Source organism: Nocardioides dubius (assembly GCF_039528155.1).
Taxonomy (GTDB): domain Bacteria; phylum Actinomycetota; class Actinomycetes; order Propionibacteriales; family Nocardioidaceae; genus Nocardioides; species Nocardioides dubius.
Map to the genome: position 1 here is coordinate 363,942 of NZ_BAAALG010000003.1, position 18,459 is coordinate 382,400.

Consider the following 18,459-nt stretch of genomic DNA (forward strand, 5'->3'; position numbering starts at 1 on the left):
TCGTTCGTGCTGCTGGGCCGTTGTGGTGCTGATCAGTCCTGCGCGGCGCTGATCGTGGACACGTCGATCACATAGCGGTAGCGGACGTCGCCGGCCACCACCTTGTCGTAGGCCTCGGTCACCTCGTCGGCGGTGATCGTCTCGATCTGGGCACCGATCCCGTGCTCGGCGCAGAAGGCCAGCATCTCCCGGGTCTCGGGGATGCCGCCGATGTTGGAGCCGGCGATCACCTTGCTGGTGCCGATCAGCCGGCCCGGGCGGACCCGGTACGGCTCGCTCGGCAGCCCGACGTTGGCGACCACGCCGCGTGGCTTGACCAGACCGAGGTAGCTCTCGATGTCGAGGTCCGCGCTGACCGTGTTGAGCACCAGGTCGAAGTAGCTGCGGCGCTCCTTCATCGCGGCCGCGTCGCTGGTGGCCACATGCTCGACCGCGCCGAGGGCGAGCGAGTCCGCAGCCTTGGCGTCGCTGCGCGACAGCACGCTCACCTGGGCGCCCATCGCGACCGCGAGCTTGACGCCCATGTGTCCCAGGCCGCCCATGCCGACGACCGCCACCCGGCTGCCGGGGCCGACGCCCCAGCGCCGCAACGGCGAGTAGGTGGTGATCCCGGCGCAGAGCAGGGGAGCGGCCTCGTCCAGGCCGATGCCGTCGGGGATCGGGCAGGCGAACCGCTCGCTGACCACGACGGAGCGCGCGTAGCCGCCGAGCGTCGGGTCGCCGTCGTAGCCGACGCCGTTGTAGGTCATCACCGCACCGCGGGTGCAGTGCTGCTCGAAGCCGTCCTTGCAGAACTCGCACTCGCCACAGCTGTCCACCATGCAGCCGACGCCTACGCGGTCGCCGACCTTGAGGGTGGTCACGGCGGAGCCGACCGCGGCCACCACGCCGGCGATCTCGTGGCCGGGCACCATCGGGAAGATCGCGCTTCCCCACTCCTCGCGCACCTGGTGGATGTCGCTGTGGCAGATGCCGGCGAAGGCGATCTCGATGGCGACGTCGTCCTCGCGCAGATCGCGACGCTCGATGAGACGGGGGATGAAGGCGGCACCTGCCGATTCTGCGACGAGGGCCGGGGTCTGTGTGGGCATGCTGTCACGCTATCTCGGTGGTAGTCGGGGCGTGGTGCGACGAGGCCGTCCGGCGTAGTCTCGGCAGCGGTCCAGACAGCGTCAGCGCGCGCGAGTGCTCTTAGACTGAGTCCGGGAATGCCGAGGGCGTCACGCAGGCATGGGGGCTGAACACGTGACGGCGACCTCCGCGACCACTCGATCCGTTCCGCTACGACGTGATAGGCCGACGTGCACGACTTCGCCCCTGAGGACCGCCGCGTACTGGCCGACCTCGCTGACTGGATGGCTGAGCGGCGCGCGGAGCCGACGGCGGCACGTCCGTGCTCGGGCGACGAGCTCCCGGAGGTCGGCCCCGACGGCGTCGGCATCGAGGCGACCTGGGCGGTGCTGCGCGACGCGCTGCTGCCCTCCGCGTTCCCTACCGACCATCCGCGCTACCTGGCCTTCGTCGGTGGCTCGCCGGCCCCGGCCGCGATCATCGCGGACGCGGCGCTCTCGGCAGCAGCCGTCTACGGCGGCAGCGAGTTGGAGGCGGGTGCGGTGGTCACCGCGGAGCGGGCCGCGATGCGCTGGCTGTGTGAGGTCGTGGGCTATCCCGACAGCGCCCACGGGACCTTCGTCAGCGGTGGCTCGCTGGCCAACCTCAGTGCGTTGGTGGCGGCACGCCACGGTCGGGTCGCCACCGACGGTCGGGCACCGCATGTGATCGTCGCCGGTGCCTCGGCGCACTCGTCGGTGCGCTCGGCGGCCGCGATCATGGGATGTGAGGTGGTCTGGGCAGGATCTCCGGACCACCCGCTCGACCGTGCCGACGTGGCCGACGTCCTCAGCACGCTGGACCGGCGCGACGTGGTCGCCGTCGTCGCGACCGCCGGTGCCACCAACACCGGTGCCGTCGACCGGCTCGAGGAGATCTCCGAGCTGTGTCAGGAGCGCGGCGTGTGGCTGCACGTCGATGCTGCCTACGGCGGAGCGGCGATGCTGGCCTCCTCCCATCGCAAGCAGTTCGCCGGCATCGAGCGTGCCGACTCGATCACCATCGACCCGCACAAGTGGCTCTTCACGCCGTTCGACTGCGCGGCCGTGCTGTACCTCAATCCCGAGCTGGCGTTGGCCGCACACCGTCAGCGCGCCGCCTACCTCGACGTCGTCAACGAGGCGGACGGTGACAACCCGGCCGACTACGCCGCGCACCTGAGCCGTCGCGCCCGGGGTGTGCCGGTCTGGGCGTCGCTGGTGGCCAACGGGACGGCGGCGCACGTCGACGCCGTCGAGCAGTGCCTGGCGCTGGCAGCCCATGCGGTGAAGGAGATCGACGCCGCCGAGCACCTCGAGCTGGCCGGTGATCCGCACCTCTCGGTGGTGCTCTTCCACCGCGTCGGATGGTCGCGGGAGCAGTACGAGAGCTGGTCGGCTGCCGCGAGGCGTGGCGGTTTCGCGCTGGTAACCCCTACGTTGTATGGAGAACACCACGTCCTTCGTCTGTGCTTCGTGAATCCACTGACGACCACGGCCGACATAGACCTCGTCCTAGAAAGCCTGGAGTGTGATGCGCCCCTCTCGTGAGCGAGCCTCGCTGTGATGACGCAGAAGACCACCACCTGGTTCACCCGGGGGATGGTCTCGCCGAAGACGGCCGCGTGGATCCGCAGCGCCCAGACGGCGGTGGCCTGGCTCTCCTGGGGAGTGCTGATCATCGGCCTCTCGGCCAACCAGATCGCGCTGGTGATGGACTATCGCAACAGCGCCGCGATCCTGTTGACGTCCTTGGCCGCCTTCTTCCCGCTGCTGGTGCTGCGGCTCCTGCTCACGGTGATCATCTCGCCGACCCGTCGTGGCCCGCTGTTGCTGCTCTGCGCCGCCGTGGCTGCGTGGTCCTTGGGCTCGATGCTGGTCAACGCCGCGCGCCTGGAGGCGAACGCGCACTTCCCGGCGCAGGGCGAATGGCTCTTCCTGGTCTCCTACCTCGGCATGGCCGGCTATCTGCTCGGCGACGTCGACCTGCGCTCGCCGCGGCCGACGCGCGGGTGGCTCGACGTCGCCGTGATCTGTGGCGCCGTCGCCTGCCTGGCCTCCCTGCTGCTGGTGACGCCGATCCGGCTCGCCTCCAACCAGGAGGGCGCCCCGCTGCTGCTGGCGTTGATCTATCCGCTCGCCGACAGCGCGCTCGCCCTGACCGTGCTCAGCCAATCGCTGCTGCTGAGCCGCAGCGACCACCGCAAGTCCGTGATGCTCGGGGCGGCGTTCGTGATGCTCGCGTTCGCGGACTCCGCACTGGCCCTGCAGGTCTCAGCCCGCACCTACGACTTCGGCAACCTGAGCAACGCCTTGTGGGGCGGTGCCTTCGCGCTGATGGTCGCGGCCGCCTGCCGGCCCAAGAAGGCGGTCATCCGTGCCGTGCCCAAGGAGGCCGGGACGGGAGTCCTGATCGGTGCAGCCGTCGTCGCCCTGGCGGAGCTGACGGTGCGCCCCGACGACACGCTCGCCTTCTACACGCTGCCGCCGGCGGTGATCACCCTCGGCTGTGTCGCCGCCAGGATGACGCTGGCGCTGCGTGACGCCAACCGGGCCAGCGAGGCGTTGGCGCTCTCGATGACCGATGACCTCACCAAGCTGCCGAACCGGCGAGCGGTCCGCACCTGGCTGGCCGAGGGGTTGGACCGGCGGACCCCGATGGCCCTGATGCTGCTCGACCTCGACGGCTTCAAGGAGGTCAACGACTCGCTCGGGCACCGGGCTGGTGACACGGTGCTGCGGCTGGTCGCGATCCGGTTGCGGGCAGCGGTGGACAGCAGGGTGCGGATCGCCCGGCTGGGCGGCGACGAGTTCGCGATCTTCCTCGACACCGCCGACGAGATCGAGCTGATGGAGACCGCCCACGAGGTGCTCGGCGAGCTGGCCAAGCCGATCCTGGTCGAGGAGATCGAGATCAGCCCGGCAGGCTCCATCGGCGTCACGGTCGCGCTCGCCGACGACACCGACGGCAGCGAGGTGCTGCGTCGTGCCGACGTGGCGATGTACCAGGCGAAGAACTCCGGCCTGGGCGCGGCGCTCTACGACGCCGCGCTGGATGAGTTCTCCCGCTCGCGCCTGCAGCTGGCCGAAGAGCTGCGCAAGGGCATCGCCGACGGCCAGATCGAGGTCTGGTACCAGCCGCAGTACGACGCAACTGCCATGCAGGTCTCGGGTCTGGAGGCACTCGTGCGCTGGCGGCACCCGGTGCAGGGGCTGATCAGCCCGGTCTCGTTCCTGCCGGCGGCACGCCGCGCCGGGTTGATGGGGCCGCTCTCCGAGGTGGTCGCCCAGCAGGCCGCACGCGACTTCCACGACCGCCTCAAGAGCGGGGTGGACCTGCGGGTGGCGATCAACTGTGCCCCGCCCGAGCTGCTCGGCCCGACCTTCCTCCCGCAGCTCTACGCCTCGATCGCCCAGTGGGCGGTCCCGGACGACCGGCTGGTCCTCGAGGTCACCGAGGACTCCTTCCTCGCTGACCCGCAGCGCACCCGCGAGGTGCTGGCCGACCTGCGCAGCAAGGGCGTCCAGATCTCGATCGACGACTACGGCACCGGCTTCTCCTCGCTCACCTACCTGCAGAACCTGCCGGTGCAGGAGCTGAAGATCGACCGCTCGCTGATCGCCGACGTCGCCGCCGACGACCGCAGCCGCGCGATCGTGGCCTCGACCATCCAGCTCGCCCATGCACTGGACATGCGCATCGTCGCCGAGGGCGTCGAGAACGCCGCGACCCTCGAATGCCTGGTGGAGATGGGCATCGACACGGTGCAGGGCTACCACCTCGCCCGCCCGATGCCGTCCGCGCAGATCCATCAGTGGCTGCAGGACTCCACCACCAACGCGCCGGTTCCGGGCCCGCGCGCTCCGTACCGCACCGTCGATCCGTCAAGCACCTGAGAGGCTCCCGAATGACTGCAGCACCCTTGCGATTCGTCTTCAACCCGCAAGGCGAGGAACTGGCAGCCGCCAAGCGGTGTGAGGCCGACGTCTTCTTGGAGACCTACGGCAACACGCCGGCGGAGTTCGAGGTGGAGTACGGCCCCTACGAGAGCGCTACCGGGTTCATGACCATCCTGCGCGAGGACGGCGAGGCCGTCGCCGCGGCGCGCTTCATCACCCCCGGGCCGGCCGGTCTCAAGACGCTCAACGACGTGAGCCGCGAGCCCTGGCAGGTGGATGGGCTGCGCTCGGCACGGGCGGCCGGCGTCGACATCAGCCGGACCTGGGACATCGCGACCATCGCAGTGCGTCGTGGTGCCGGGCGTGGCGGTCTGTGTGCCGCGGCGCTCTACCACGGGATCGTGGCCTCGGCACTGGCCAACGGGGCCGAGTGGATCGTGATGATCATGGACCGCCACGCGCGTGTCCTGCTGACCAGCCTCGGCATGCAGACCCGTGGACTGCCGGGCACCGCAGCAGGCGAATACCTGGGCTCCGACAACAGCACCCCGCTCTGGGCGAACCTGCACCGGATGTTCGAGCACCAGCGCCAGGAGAGCCCCGACGCCTACCGGCTGATCTTCCAGGGGATCGGGCTCGATGGGATCGCGCTGCCGACCGACTGGACCTTCGAGGTGCCGGCGGAGCACTAGGCCAGCGCGCCGCCGATCAGCCCGATCCCACCCAGCAGGGAGACGGCGAGCACGACCCGGCGCACCGTCCCAGCCGAGAGCCGGTGCGCCAGGGCGAGCCCGAGCGCGGTCCCCGCGGCAAGGGCGGCGAGCTGGGGCCACGACGGGAGTCGTAGGCCCAGCGCCAGCGCGGTGACCAGGTTCTGGGTGAGGAAGAAGGCGTGCAGGTTGGCGCGGGTCTCCGCTGCCGTCCAGCCGGCGTTCGCCACGTAGAGGCCGATCGGCGGGCCGCCGACCCCACCGACCACGTTCAGCAAGGCGCTGCTGGATCCGGTCAGCGCGGCCGCCTCGGGGCGGGCGAACCACGCCGAGCGCAGACCGAGGCCGAGCAGCAGCACGCCGATCACCACGGCGACGCCGCTGCCCAGCGCGAGCCAGGTCGTGTCGGCGTCGCGCAGCAGCCACGCGACCAGCGGTGTGCACAACAGCGTGGGCAGCAGGAGCGAGGCGACGGCGCGCGGCCTGACGCGCCGACGCTCCTGGGCGAGCGGCACGATCGAGGAGAGTGCGGCGAGCAGCACGCAGACGGCGACCCCGTCGTGCGGGCCCAGCGCGAGCAGCAGCGCGGGTGCAGCGATCAGCGAGAAGCCCATCCCGCTGACCGCCTGGGCGAAGGCACCGGCGGCGATGACGATGGGGACGAGCAGCAGCAGGGCATCACTCATCGCGGTGCGCGTCGAGGCGACAGCGTGCCTGGAAGACGATCGCGATCAGCATCAGCAGCACCGGGATCCCGGCGAATCCCCACAGCACCGCGTCGAGGGCGCCCTGGCTCTGCGGCACCACCTCGTCGCCGCTGGTCGACACGAAGCCGCCGATCGCCAACGCCATCGCGTAGACGTACGGCCCGATCGCGGTGCCGACCGCCTCGGTCGCCGTCCACACCCCGGTATAGGCGCCGGCACGGGAGATGCCGCGGCGCTCGGCCGCGGCGACGGCGTCGGGGAGCATCGAGAAGGCGAGAAGCTGGAGCCCGGCGAAGGAGAGGCCGAGCAGCGCGACCACCGCCACCGTGAACGCGACGCCGACCCGATCCGCGACGAGCATCGCTGCCGAGCCGAGGATGAACAGGGCCTGCGCGGCGAGCAGGCCGCGCTGCTTGCCGAGGCTCCGAGACAGCCGCAGCCACAGCGGCGAGGCGACGACGGCGGGAGCCAGGAACGCACCCATCAGCACGGCGGTCAGCCCGGTGTCGTCGAGGACGTAGTCGGCGTAGAACGGCACCGCGGCGAGCACCAGGTGGGTGGTGGTGCCGGTGAAGAGGTAGGAGCAGATCAGCCACCGGAAGTCGAGGTCGTGCCAGGCCAGGGCCAGGTCGGCGCGGGTGTGGTGGCGCTGCTCGTCGGGCACCCGGAAGCCGCATGCCCGGGTCAGCCGGCGCACCCCGTTGATCGCGACCAGTCCGGTGATCACCATGAAGCCCGCGAGGATCAACGCCATCAGCGCATACGACCCGCGCTCGTGGTCCTTGACCAGCGCCGGGGCGAGCACGCCGGCAGCGAGCAGGCCGACAGTCAGCATGACCATGCGCACCATGAAGACCCGGGTGCGCTCGTGGTAGCCGATCTGCAGGTCCGACGGCGTGGTCAGGTACGGCACCTGGAAGCACGCGAAGAGCAGGTTGCCGAGCACGTAGAAGCCGCCGACCCACAGGGCGGCGCCGGCTCCGGTCAGGCTGTCGGGCACCGAGAACATCGCCACCATCGCGAGCCCCAGCAGGAGGCCGACGCGCAGCATTCGGAGCCGATGCCCGTTGCGCCGGGCCTGCCGGTCGGAGGCGGTGCCGAGCAGGGGATGCACCACCGCGTCGATGATCTTCGGCACCAGCAGCGTGAGTCCTGCCAGCAGTGGCGATACGTCGAGCACGTTGGTCAGGAAGTAGAGCAGCAACAGGCCGGGAACGGTCACCCAGACGCCCATGCCGAGCGAGCCGGTGCCGTAGAGCACCAGGTCGCCGCTCGCGGCCCGGGTCGCGGTGCCGGCTCCTGCCGACGTGGTGGCCTCAGCCATGACGCACCGCCCGTCCGGCGCGCTGCAGCGGCCCGGCCGCCAGCGGTGCTCCGTCCAAGGCCCCGGAGCCGAGGCGGTCGGCGAAGGTCCGCGTCACGATCCGGTCGGCGAGCCCCGGCAGATGCCGGGCGAGGGTGAGCTCGACGGCACCGCGGGCCGTGGTCGGCAGGTCCCGGTGCACCCGGCGGGCGAGACCGGCGCGCAGCACGGCGTCGACGACGCCGTCGAGGGGCTCGTACTGGCTCATCCCCTCCAGGGAGAGCCCGGCCTCGGCGGTGGAGGCATGGATCGGACTGCGCACCGCCGAGGGGTAGACGCAGGTGACGCCGACGTGCGGGGCGAGCTCGAGGCGCAGCGCGTCGGCGTAGGCGACCATCGCCCGCTTCGAGGCGCCGTAGGCAGCGGCCAGCGGCAGCTGCATCGCCGCCATCCGGGAGGCCAGCATCACCACCCGTCCGCGGGAGGCGATCAGCGCGTCGGCGCTCGCAGCGCTCACCCGCCAGGTGCCGAGCAGGTTGATCTCCAGCTGGCGCCGGACCTCCAGGCCGGGAGCCAGCTCGGCCGGTGCCGGGCCGCCGATGCCCGCATTGTTGATCAGCAGGTCGAGCCCGCCGAGTCGCTCGATCGCCGCCCGGGGCGCGGCACCTGCCTGGGCGTCGTCGGTGATGTCGCAGGCGAGGACCTCGATCGGGTCGTCGTCACGCGGTGCCAGGTCGAGGCCCACCACGTGGGCGCCGAGACCGGTGAGCCGTTCGCCGAGGGCCCGCCCGAAGGTGCCGGAGGCGCCGGTGATCAGCACCCGCAGGCCCGCGGGGTCGCGGCGACCGCCGTCGAGGACCGGGCGCAGCGGCCCGATCGCGTGGAGGAGGAAGCTCATCGGTGGGCCTCGGCCTTCTGCTCGGTGCCGGCGGCGCCGGCCGTGTTCGTGGTGCGGGCTGCCGGACGAGTGATGCCGTCACCGGCGGCGGCACGCCGCTCGCCTGCGGCGATCTCACGGCCGATGTCGGCGAGATAGTCGTCGAAGTCGATCCGCATGGCGGGACGGCGCTGGCCCCAGCGTGCCGTCGCCTGCTGGAGGGCGCGCTGGACCTGGCGTTGCTGCTGGTCGGCGGCCGGCAGGGCGTAGCGGCCCGAGAGCCACGCGGCGTACAGCTTGGCCTGGGCCTCCACGACGGGCAGCGCCGCGCCGGTCGACTGCATCAGGCCGACGAAGCCGAGGGTGGGCTCGGCCAAGTGGAAGACCCGCCGGTACAGCGGCATCGCCTCGGCGTCGTCGCCCAGCCAAGCGGCGGAGAGGAACGGGATGCTCACCCGGTAGCCCGTCGCCCAGACCACGGTGTCGACGGCCTCGCTGGTGCCGTCGCTGAAGACCACCCGGTCGCCGTCGAAGCGGGCGATCCCCGGACGTGGCAGCACCTCGCCATGGGTGAGCCGGTGCAGGATCGTGTCGCTGATCGTGGGGTGGTTCTGGAAGAGCCCGCCGGCGGGCGCCGGGAGCCCGTAGTCCTGGGGGCGGCCGACGGCGAGGCGCAGCATCGTCTCGGCGAGCCGTTGCCGCAGCCGCCAGGGGAGTGCCGAGATCGCGCCGCCGGTGGCGTCGGCGGGGCGCCCGAAGAGGTACTTGGGCACGATGTGCACGCCGTGCCGCGCCGAGAGCAGGACCGGGGCGGCTGCGACGTGGGAGGCATCGACGGCGATGTCCATCGCGGAGTTGCCCATCCCGACGACCAGCACCCGCTTGCCGCGGAAGGCCTCCGCCGTGCGGTAGTCGTGGGCATGCAGCTGGGTGCCGGTGAACTCGCCGGGGTAGTCGGGGCTGGGCCACTTGGGGTCCCAGTTGTGCCCGTTGGCGACCACCACGGCATCGACGGTGAGCTCCGGATGGTCGGGATGGTCGGTGCGCACGGTCCACCGTCCTTGCTCCTCGTCCCGCTCGACGGCGGCGACGGTGGTGCCCATCCGCAGGTGGTCGCGGAGGCCGAACGTGTCGGCGTAGTCGGAGAGGTAGCCGGCGATGTGATCGGCCGACGGATAGTCGGGCCAGTGCGCGGGCATCGGCAGATCGGCGAACTCGGTGCGGCCCTTGCTGGTGTTGAGGTGCAGCGACGCGTAGGCGGGCGAGCCCTCGTTCTGCCGGACCCACAGACCTCCCGGGTTCTGCGAGCGATCGAGGGTCACCACGTCGGCGCCGACGTCGATGAGGGCCTTGGTGGCGGCCAGGCCGGCGGCACCGGCGCCGATCACGGCAACGCGGAGGGGAGAGGGCATCAGGTGACTCCGATCGCTCGGCACAGGGCCGGGTGGGTGACGGCCCAACGCTAGGTCTGCCGGGCCCGCTCGCCCATGGTGCGTTCCCCGGAGTTCGCCGTTCTCATTGTGGGGCGCCACAACCTTGGCGCAGGATGGGCGGATGAGCACCGGGGATTGGGACGACGTCGTCGCGCTGGTCGAGGCGGTGATGGCCGACGAGGACCTGGTCACCACCGCGATCACCGGCGTGCGACAGCTGGTCCAGGAGGTGGCGAGCCTTCCGCCGGCGGACATGGCGGGCCAGACCCGGGCGATGATGGCCGCCGCCACTCGCGCCCTCGCCGGCCGGCGCGGCCCGACCGAGGCCGAGCTCTCCTTCGTGGAGGACCTTGCCGTCACCCGCGCCCAGCAGGGCATCCCGATCGAGGTGGTGCTGGCGGCGATCCACGTCTCGGAGCGGGCGATCTGGAGCCGCGGCCGGGAGGTGGCCGCCGAGCTGGGCCTCGACCCGATGCGGGTGCTCGACGCGCGCGAGCTGTACGACGACTGGGCCGAGGCGGTCCGTGCCCGGCTGATCCGGGCGCACCGCGAGGCCGGCAGCCGGAGCAGCGGCGCGGACCGTGAGGTCGAGGTGGTGCGCCGACTGCTCGGCGGCGGCACGGCCGGCGCGCTCGCTGCCGCCGAGGCCGGCCTGACGCCGGGGCGCCCGGTGTGGGTGCTGGCCGCCCAGGGGGACGACGCCCTGCAGCGGCTGCGCAAGGTCGCCGGGCACCGCCCGCAGGCCTGGGCCGCCGACCTGATCGACGGCTCGGTGGCGATCACCGCCCGGGCACCGGCCGATCCTGGCTCCGGCGCGGAGCGTGATGCCGGCGCGGATCGTGACGGCGGCGCGGCGGCCGAGGTGATCGGCGTTGCCGGCCCGGTGCCGATCGAGGAGGCCGGTGCGGCGCGCCGGCTGGCGATCACCGCGATCGCGGCAGGGCGCTCTGCCGGCCGCCAGGGACTGGTCCCGATCGCCGAGGTGGCGGTCCTGGCCGCCCTCGGCTCGCGCGAGGATCTCGCGGTGGTCCTCGAGGAGCGCTACGGCACCGCGCGGGCCGCGCTGGGAGCCCAGGCGCCCGCCGTCACCCGAACGGTGTTGGCCTGGTTGGACGCGGCGCGCGAGACAGAGGTGGCTGCCGCTGCGCTCTACGTGCACGCGAACACGGTGCGCAACCGGGTCCAGCGCTTCAGCGAGGTGACCGGCCTGGATCTCGGCCATCCGGTGGAGGCGATGCAGGCCTGGTGGCTGTGCGAGCTGTGGAGTCTGACCTGATCGGTCCGCGATGGTCGGGTCTCGCGATCGTGCCGCTGACAGTGTTGCCACAGAAGAAGGAGGAGTCGTGATCGCAACGCTGAACAGGCTGGTCGACGTCATCGAGGAACAGATCGGCGAGCAGCCCGACCTCGCCGCGCTGGCGGCCCAGGCAGGCACCACCGAGTACCACCTGCGGCGGATGTTCTCGTCGCTGGCCGGCATGCCGGTCTCGGAGTACGTGCGTCGCCGGCGGATGACCCGCGCCGCGTCGGACCTGATCGCCGGCGCGGACCTGTTGAGCATCGCCGTCCGCTACGGGTACGGGTCGGCGGAGGCGCTGACCCGGGCCTTCCGGGCGGTGCACGGGGTGAGTCCCCGTGACGTCCGTCGCGATGGCGGCCCTCTACGCAGCCAACCCCACCTCAGGTTCCGCCTGACCGTCGAAGGGAGCACCCCCATGGACACCCGCATCATCGAGCGCCCGGCCTTCCGCCTGATCGGCCATGCCGCACGGGTCCCGCTGATCCACCACGGCGTCAATCCGCAGATCCAGGAGTTGATCTCGTCGCTCGACGCCCGTGCCCACGAGCGCCTCAAGGGGCTCAGCGAGGTCGAGCCGGCCGGGCTGCTCCAGGTGAGCGCCGACGTCGATCCGGACTATGCCGAGGGCAGCGAGCTGACCTACCTGCACGGCGTCGCCGTCAACGAGGAGACCCCGGCCCCGGACGACCTCACCGCGATCGACGTGGAGCCCGGCGCCTGGGCGGTCTTCCGCAGCTCCGGCCCGCATCCGGCGGCGTTGCAGAGCGTCTGGTCGGCGACGGCGACCGAGTGGTTCCCCTCGAATCCGTGGCGGCTGCGACCGGGGCCGTCGCTCGTCGCGGTGCTGGAGCGCGCGGCCGACTTCAGCACGGCCACCTGCGAGCTCTGGCTGCCGGTGGAGCCCGAGTGAGTCACCGTGGGCGCCGTGACGAGGTAACGCCGATCACAGAGAAATGAAACATTCCCGAAACATTCGGTCGGCTTCCGTGAAACAGGACGCCCGTAGCCTCGGGGCAACGATTGTCGAAGATTGCGAGCTAGCACATGACTGCCAACGAAGTCCGCCACGTTGCCATCACCGAGGTTCTCAACCGCTCGGCCGTGGACACCACGGAGATCCGCCCGCTGAGCGAGATCTGGGCATGCGACGTCTTCAACCTGGACAAGATGGAGGAGGCGCTCTCCAAGAACGCCTTCAAGGCGGTCAAGAAGACCGTGCAGACCGGTGAGCCGCTCGACAAGGCCACCGCGGACATCGTTGCCGCTGCGATGAAGGCCTGGGCGATGGAGAAGGGTGCGAAGTTCTTCTCGCACGTCTTCTACCCGCTGACCAACATCACCGCGGAGAAGCACGACGGCTTCATCATCACCAACGCCGACGGCCAGGCGATCACCGAGTTCACCGGCAGCCTGCTGATCAAGGGCGAGCCGGACGGCTCCTCGTTCCCCAACGGCAGCCTGCGGATGACCAACGCCGCGCGTGGCTACACCGCCTGGGACCCGACCAGCCCGGCGTACATCATGCAGACCGCCAACGGCGCCACGCTGATGATCCCCTCGGTCTTCATGTCATGGACCGGCGAGGCGCTCGACAAGAAGATCCCGCTGCTGCGCTCCAACGCCGCCATGGACCAGGCCGCGCGTCGCGTGCTCGAGCTGATGGGCGAGACCGACATCGCTCCGCTGAACGCCAGCTGTGGACCCGAGCAGGAGTACTTCCTGGTCGACCAGCACTTCGCTGCCGCCCGCCCCGACCTGCTGCTCGCCGGCCGTACCCTGTTCGGCGCCGCGCCGGCCAAGGGCCAGGAGTTCGACGACCACTACTTCGGGGCCATCCCGGAGCGGGTCCAGGTCTACATGCAGGCCGTCGAGGACAAGCTCTACCGGCTCGGCATCCCGGCCAAGACCCACCACAACGAGGTGGCCCCCGGCCAGTTCGAGATCGCTCCGTACCACGAGGCGGCCAACGTCGCGGCCGACCACCAGCAGCTGGTGATGACGGTCCTCAAGGCGACCGCTGCCGAGCACGGCTTCCTGCTGCTGCTCCACGAGAAGCCGTTCGCGGGCATCAACGGCTCCGGCAAGCACGTCAACTGGTCGGTGGGCAACGCCACCCAGGGCAACCTGCTCGACCCGGGCACCTCGCCGGAGCACAACCTGAACTTCCTGCTCTTCTGTGGTGCCGTGATCCGTGGCGTGCACAAGTTCGGCCCGCTGCTGCGCGCCGTCATCGCCACCGCGTCCAACGACCACCGCCTCGGTGCCAACGAGGCGCCGCCGGCGATCCTCTCGGTCTACCTCGGTGACCAGCTCGAGGCCGTCTACAACGACATCAAGGCCGGCAAGATCGCCGTCTCCAGCGACGGCGGCGAGATGGACCTCGGCCTCTCCCAGATCCTCAACTTCAAGCGTGACCCGGGCGACCGCAACCGCACTTCGCCGTTCGCCTTCACCGGCAACCGCTTCGAGTTCCGCGCGGTCGGCTCCTCGCAGTCGGTCTCGGGTCCGCTCGTCGCGATGAACACCATGCTGGCCGACTCCCTGGAGTGGGTGGCCGACCGCCTCGAGGTCCAGCTCGAGGCCGGCAAGAGCCGCCCGGAGGCCGTGGCCGCTGTCCTCAAGGAGCTCATGGAGCTGCACGGCTCCGCGGTCTTCGGTGGCGACGGCTACTCGGCGGAGTGGCACGAGGCCGCCGTCACCGAGCGGGGTCTGCGCAACCTGCCGACCAGCGCCGACGCCCTTCCGGTCTTCACCGAGCCCGAGGTGATCGAGCTCTTCGAGAAGACCGGCGTCCTCTCGGCGGTCGAGCTCAACGCGCGCTACGAGGTCTACGCGGAGCAGTACATCAACTCGATCACCGTCGAGGCGAAGCTGGTCAGCGAGCTGGCGAAGACGGTCATCTACCCGGCCGCGCTCAAGTACTCCGCCGAGCTGGCGCACACCTTCGCTGCCGTCGAGGCCGTGGGCGCGTCGTTCGACGCCGCGCCGGTCAAGGTGATCGTCGAGCACGCCAACCGCCTGATGCAGACGGTCGCCGAGCTGGGCACCGAGCTGGAGCGTCACGACTTCGCCGACACCGCGGCGCACATGCAGCACTTCGCGACCAAGGTCCGTGCCCTGATGGACCAGGCCCGGGTGCACGCCGATGCTCTCGAGGCGGAGGTCGACGACGCCTCGTGGCCGCTGCCGAAGTACCGCGAGATGCTCTTCATCAAGTGAGCCGCTGACTCCACCACGAAGGCCCGTCGACCGGTTGGTCGGCGGGCCTTCGTGCGTCTTGCCGCAGCCTGCGGCGATCGAGCTCCGCGAGATCCAAAACTTGTATAGTCCAGCACTTCTTTCGGGGTGGACGGCGTCCACGTTCGACTAGCATCGAGCTGTCCCGCTGCCTTGTCCGCCGGAGACGATCGGGGCTCGGTCGTCAGGTGCGGCTGGCAGTGCCGGCTGCCTGGCCTCCTCTCGAAAGGCACCTCGTGCTGCGCCTGCGCCTTCCACGTGCGCTCCTGTCCCTGGGGCTCGTGGCCTCCGGGCTCACCGTCCTCGCCGCCGTCTCCGGGCCACTCGCGCCAGCGATCGCGGCTCCTGCCTTCACCGTCGACGGTGACTCGGTCGCCTTCGTCCACGGCGTGACGGGATCCCCCGGATCGAACAATCCGCGTGTGGTCGCCGGCAACGGCACCATCTCCACGCTGACGCTCTCCAACGGGGGCTGGCTGCCGCGGGGCGGCGCACTGGCGCCGGACGGGACGCTCTACCTGCAGGACGCCAGCGTCGTGCCGACCCGGGTGGTCAAGATCGCGCCGGACGGTGCGGAGAGCCTGGTGGCCACCCTGGACTTCCCGGCGGCCGGCCAGGTGGCGCCCACCAGCGGAGACATCACGATCCTCCCCGACGGCGATCTCGTCGTCTCGGCCTATCGCAGCCCCAACACGCGCTTCACCCGGGTCGACCCGTCGACCGGCGCCGCCACCACGCTGTTCACGCTCACCGGCGGCGAGGCTGCCGCGCGCACCAGCGCCGACGCCGCGGGCAACCTCTACTACCTGACCACGCTCACCTCGCCCAAGCAGGTCTGGCGGGTGAGCCCCACGGTGGGCTCCAGCGCCACCGTGGTCGGTGGCACGGGCACCCATGGCTACGACCTGGCGGTCGACGCCACCGGGAACGCCTACGTCGCCGGCGGGGTCGGCGCGGGCTCCTCCGCCTACGGGGCGATCGACAAGCTCGCGCTGCAGCCCAACGGCTCCTACACCCACACGGCCGGCTGGGCGACCACCCCCACCGTCGCGCAGAACGGCCTCACCGTCGACGGCGGCGTGACCGTCACCCCGAACGGCCAGGTGGTGATGGCGCGTGCCAGCAGCGGTGGCGACGCCACCCTGTTCCGCTACTCCATGGCCGGGGGCACCGCCGTCACCACGCAACCGGTGACCGGAGTCTCTGCGGCGTCGCTCACCGCTCTGCCTGGCGGCAATCCGTTCGACGATCCCGTCGACGCCTCCTACAGCGGCACGCGGCAGGTCGGCGAGACGCTCACCGCGTCGGCCGGCACCTACGCACCCGTCGACGCCACGATCTCCTACGTGTGGCGCGTGGGATCGAACGCCGTCGCCACCACCCCGACCTATGTGCCCCGGCTGGCGGATGGCGGCAAGAACGTCAGCGTCGTCGTCACCGGCCGCAGGGCCGGCTTCACCGACAGCGTCTCCACCAGCGCTGGTCAGACCATCGCCAGCGTGCGTGGCTTCTCCGGCACCCTCCGCGCCGGCGAGACGCTGACCGCCGACGACGCCGAGGGCACGCAGACATGGCGGTTGTCGGCTGTCTCCTCGTGCGCTAGCCCGACCTCGGCCACCGGCGCCACCTACACGCTTCCGCTCGACAGCGCGGGCAAGTTCCTGAGCCTCTCCCAGACCCTCGACGGACGCACCGGTGGCGGACTCTGCGTGGGACCGATCCTGTCCGCTGGCTCGCCGGCGACGATCACGGGTCCCTCGACCGCAACGGGTGTGAAGGGGCAGGCGTTCACCTACACGCCGAGCGTGGCCGGTCAGCCGGCCCCGACGATCACACTGAGCGGGTCGCTGCCCGGCGGGATCACCCTCAACTCCGCGACGGGGACACTGGCGGGCGAGCCGACCGAGGCCGGGAGCTTCCCGGTGGTGCTGCGTGCGGACAACGGTGTCAGCCCGGCCGCGACGCATGACCTCACGATCACGATCGCCGATGTGGTGACCGGACTGGTGCCGACGATCAGCGGCACTCCGAAGGTCGGTGTACCGCTGACCGCCTCACCGGGTGCCGGGCTCGTCCCCAGCGCCGGAGCGACGCTGACCTACCAGTGGCAGTACCAGTCAGCGCCCGGGCAGTGGGCGGACCTGCCCTCGGGCGCGAGCGCGACCTACACGCCAGATGCTGCCGACCTCGGGCGGGTTCTCCGCGTGCGGGTGACGGTGGCGAAGTCCGGCTTCCAGACCCGCACCGAGGCCTCGCCGCCGACGGCGGCGGTCGCTCACGGAACCTTCACGATCGATGAGCCCAGCATCACCGGCACGGCCAGGGTGGGCGAGACCCTGACCTGTGTGGCGGCACCGGGAACGCCCGGGAGTCTCACCTACGCCTGGACCTGGGGCCAGGAGGCGCTGATCGGAACATCCGCCGCCCATGTCGTCTCGTACGCGGACCTGGGGCGCGTGCTCACCTGCACCGTCGTCGCGCAGCGCCCCGGCTACGTGTTCGTGGAGCGCTCGGTCGACACGGCCACGGTCGCCGAGGGCACGTTCTCGATCGCAGCGCCGTCGATCACCGGCACCGCGGAGGTCGGACGAACGTTGAGCTGTGCGGCCGCCCCGGGCACGCCCGGTGCGCTCAGCTATGCCTGGTCGCGAGGAGCGACCCCGCTCGGAACCGGCGCCCAGCATCTGCTGACGGCTGCGGACCGGACCCATGAGGTGACCTGCACGGTGACCGCTGCGCGCCCGGGGTACACCGACGCCACGAACAGTGCCGACTCGGAGCCGGTGGGGTACGGCACGTTCGCGATCGGTGCGCCGACGATCTCGGGGACGGCTGCTGTCGGGGAGACGATCTCGTGTGCTGCGGCTGCGGGCACGCCGGGCACGGTGTCGTATGCGTGGTCGCGGGGCGCCGCTGCACTCGGCTCGGGTACAGACTATGAAGTGGTTGCCGGCGATCTCGGGCAGCAGGTGACCTGCACGGTGACCGCGGTCCGTGCGGGCTATGTGGACGCGACCAGCAGCAGGATCTCGTCATCGGTCGCCGCGGGCACCTTCTCCTTCGCAGCGCCGTCGGTCACCGGCTCCGCACGGGTGGGGCAACCGCTCATCTGCGCGGTGCCGGCCGAGACTCCGGGAACGCCCTCCTACGCGTGGACGCGTGACGAGGAGCCGGTCGGCACCGGTCCGACCTACGTGCCCGCGCCGGGTGACGTCGGCCGCGTTCTCACCTGCGCCGCAACGGTGGAGCGTCCTGGCTACCAGGACGCCACGAAGTCGGCCGACTCCGCGGTGATCACCGTCGGCGAGGCGACGACCTACGAGGTCGCGATCCTGGGCACTGCCAAGGTGGGCTCGACGCTGCGGGCCGAGGTGACCGGCCTCCCGGCCGGAGCCACGGTGAGCTGGCAGTGGTTGCGTGGAACGACGCGCATCGCCGGTGCCACGGGTGCGAGCTACCTGCTCTCAGGTCGTCAGTACGGCCAGCGTATCGGCGCCGTCGCGACCATCCAGGTCGCGGGCTACGAGAACGCAACGGCGTCTGCGCGGACGGCGCCGGTCGGCGTCGGGGCGCTCACCTTGAAGCTGAGCAAGGCCAAGATCAAGGTCGGTGGCAAGGTGCGGATCACCATCACCCGCCTGCTGCCGGGCGAGCGCTGGACCTTGCGCTTCGGCAACGGCCGGTGGGTGGCCACGGGCAAGGCGAATGCCGCTGGCGGCACGATCGTGCGCACCGTCCGTCTGCCTGCCCGAGCGACCTTCCTCCACGATCCGCGCCGGCTGGTGGTCACGACCACCCAGCCGCGACGCAAGGCTGGGGCGAACTTCGCACTCGTGCGGTGAGTGAAGCGCCGTCGGGCGCAACGCTCGAATTCGGCTGTGGATAACGCTCAGCGAGGACGACA

12 protein-coding genes are annotated in these 18,459 nt (G+C 71.1%); 7 read left to right on the top strand and 5 right to left on the bottom strand.

Annotated features, from left to right (window positions below):
• Window positions 1–32 precede the first annotated feature (32 nt).
• Window positions 33–1,091 carry an NAD(P)-dependent alcohol dehydrogenase gene (locus ABD151_RS05945; protein ID WP_343992288.1) on the bottom strand — a complete coding sequence of 353 codons (1,059 nt, stop codon included), beginning with the start codon at window positions 1,089–1,091 and terminating at the stop codon, window positions 33–35.
• 264 nt (window positions 1,092–1,355) lie between these two features.
• On the opposite strand from ABD151_RS05945, the gene ABD151_RS05950 reads away from it, so the two are divergent.
• Genes ABD151_RS05950 through ABD151_RS05960 form a run of 3 tightly spaced genes read left to right on the top strand, consistent with a single transcriptional unit; the run spans window position 1,356 to window position 5,680 of the window.
• The gene (locus tag ABD151_RS05950) at window positions 1,356–2,639 is read left to right on the top strand and encodes a pyridoxal phosphate-dependent decarboxylase family protein (protein ID WP_343992290.1); all 1,284 of its coding nucleotides are present in this window, start codon (window positions 1,356–1,358) and stop codon (window positions 2,637–2,639) included.
• Between the two features lie 15 nt (window positions 2,640–2,654).
• The gene (locus ABD151_RS05955; RefSeq protein ID WP_343992291.1) at window positions 2,655–4,985 is read left to right on the top strand and encodes a putative bifunctional diguanylate cyclase/phosphodiesterase; all 2,331 of its coding nucleotides are present in this window, start codon (window positions 2,655–2,657) and stop codon (window positions 4,983–4,985) included.
• A gap of 11 nt (window positions 4,986–4,996) precedes the next feature.
• Complete coding sequence (locus ABD151_RS05960; RefSeq protein WP_343992293.1) at window positions 4,997–5,680, top strand: hypothetical protein; 684 nt, start codon at window positions 4,997–4,999, stop codon at window positions 5,678–5,680.
• Here the strand turns inward: ABD151_RS05960 and ABD151_RS05965 are convergent.
• Genes ABD151_RS05965 through ABD151_RS05980 form a run of 4 tightly spaced genes read right to left on the bottom strand, consistent with a single transcriptional unit; the run spans window position 5,677 to window position 9,997 of the window.
• Window positions 5,677–6,384, bottom strand: a complete 708-nt coding sequence (locus ABD151_RS05965) for a TSUP family transporter (protein WP_343992295.1) — start codon at window positions 6,382–6,384, stop codon at window positions 5,677–5,679. The genes ABD151_RS05960 and ABD151_RS05965 overlap by 4 nt on opposite strands.
• Window positions 6,377–7,729: an MFS transporter gene (locus ABD151_RS05970; protein WP_343992297.1), complete on the bottom strand. Its 1,353-nt coding sequence runs from the start codon at window positions 7,727–7,729 to the stop codon at window positions 6,377–6,379. Before ABD151_RS05970 ends, ABD151_RS05965 begins: the two co-directional genes overlap by 8 nt.
• Window positions 7,722–8,606, bottom strand: a complete 885-nt coding sequence (locus ABD151_RS05975) for an SDR family NAD(P)-dependent oxidoreductase (protein ID WP_343992299.1) — start codon at window positions 8,604–8,606, stop codon at window positions 7,722–7,724. Before ABD151_RS05975 ends, ABD151_RS05970 begins: the two co-directional genes overlap by 8 nt.
• Window positions 8,603–9,997: a flavin-containing monooxygenase gene (locus ABD151_RS05980; protein ID WP_343992302.1), complete on the bottom strand. Its 1,395-nt coding sequence runs from the start codon at window positions 9,995–9,997 to the stop codon at window positions 8,603–8,605. The genes ABD151_RS05975 and ABD151_RS05980 overlap by 4 nt, the downstream gene beginning before the upstream one ends.
• Window positions 9,998–10,139: 142 nt before the next feature.
• Between ABD151_RS05980 and ABD151_RS05985 the strand changes: the two genes are divergently transcribed.
• The 4 genes from ABD151_RS05985 (at window position 10,140) to ABD151_RS06000 (ending at window position 18,397) form a co-directional block, all read left to right on the top strand.
• Entirely contained in the window at window positions 10,140–11,294 is a 1,155-nt protein-coding gene (locus ABD151_RS05985) for an RsbRD N-terminal domain-containing protein (RefSeq protein WP_343992304.1), read from the top strand.
• Window positions 11,295–11,361: 67 nt separating this feature from the next.
• Complete coding sequence (locus tag ABD151_RS05990) at window positions 11,362–12,228, top strand: AraC family transcriptional regulator (protein ID WP_343992306.1); 867 nt, start codon at window positions 11,362–11,364, stop codon at window positions 12,226–12,228.
• Between the two features lie 134 nt (window positions 12,229–12,362).
• Entirely contained in the window at window positions 12,363–14,537 is a 2,175-nt protein-coding gene (locus tag ABD151_RS05995) for a glutamine synthetase III family protein (RefSeq protein WP_343992308.1), read from the top strand.
• A gap of 254 nt (window positions 14,538–14,791) precedes the next feature.
• On the top strand, window positions 14,792–18,397 hold the full coding sequence (locus ABD151_RS06000; RefSeq protein WP_343992310.1) for a hypothetical protein: 3,606 nt from the start codon (window positions 14,792–14,794) through the stop codon (window positions 18,395–18,397).
• The last annotated feature ends 62 nt before the right edge of the window (window positions 18,398–18,459 follow it).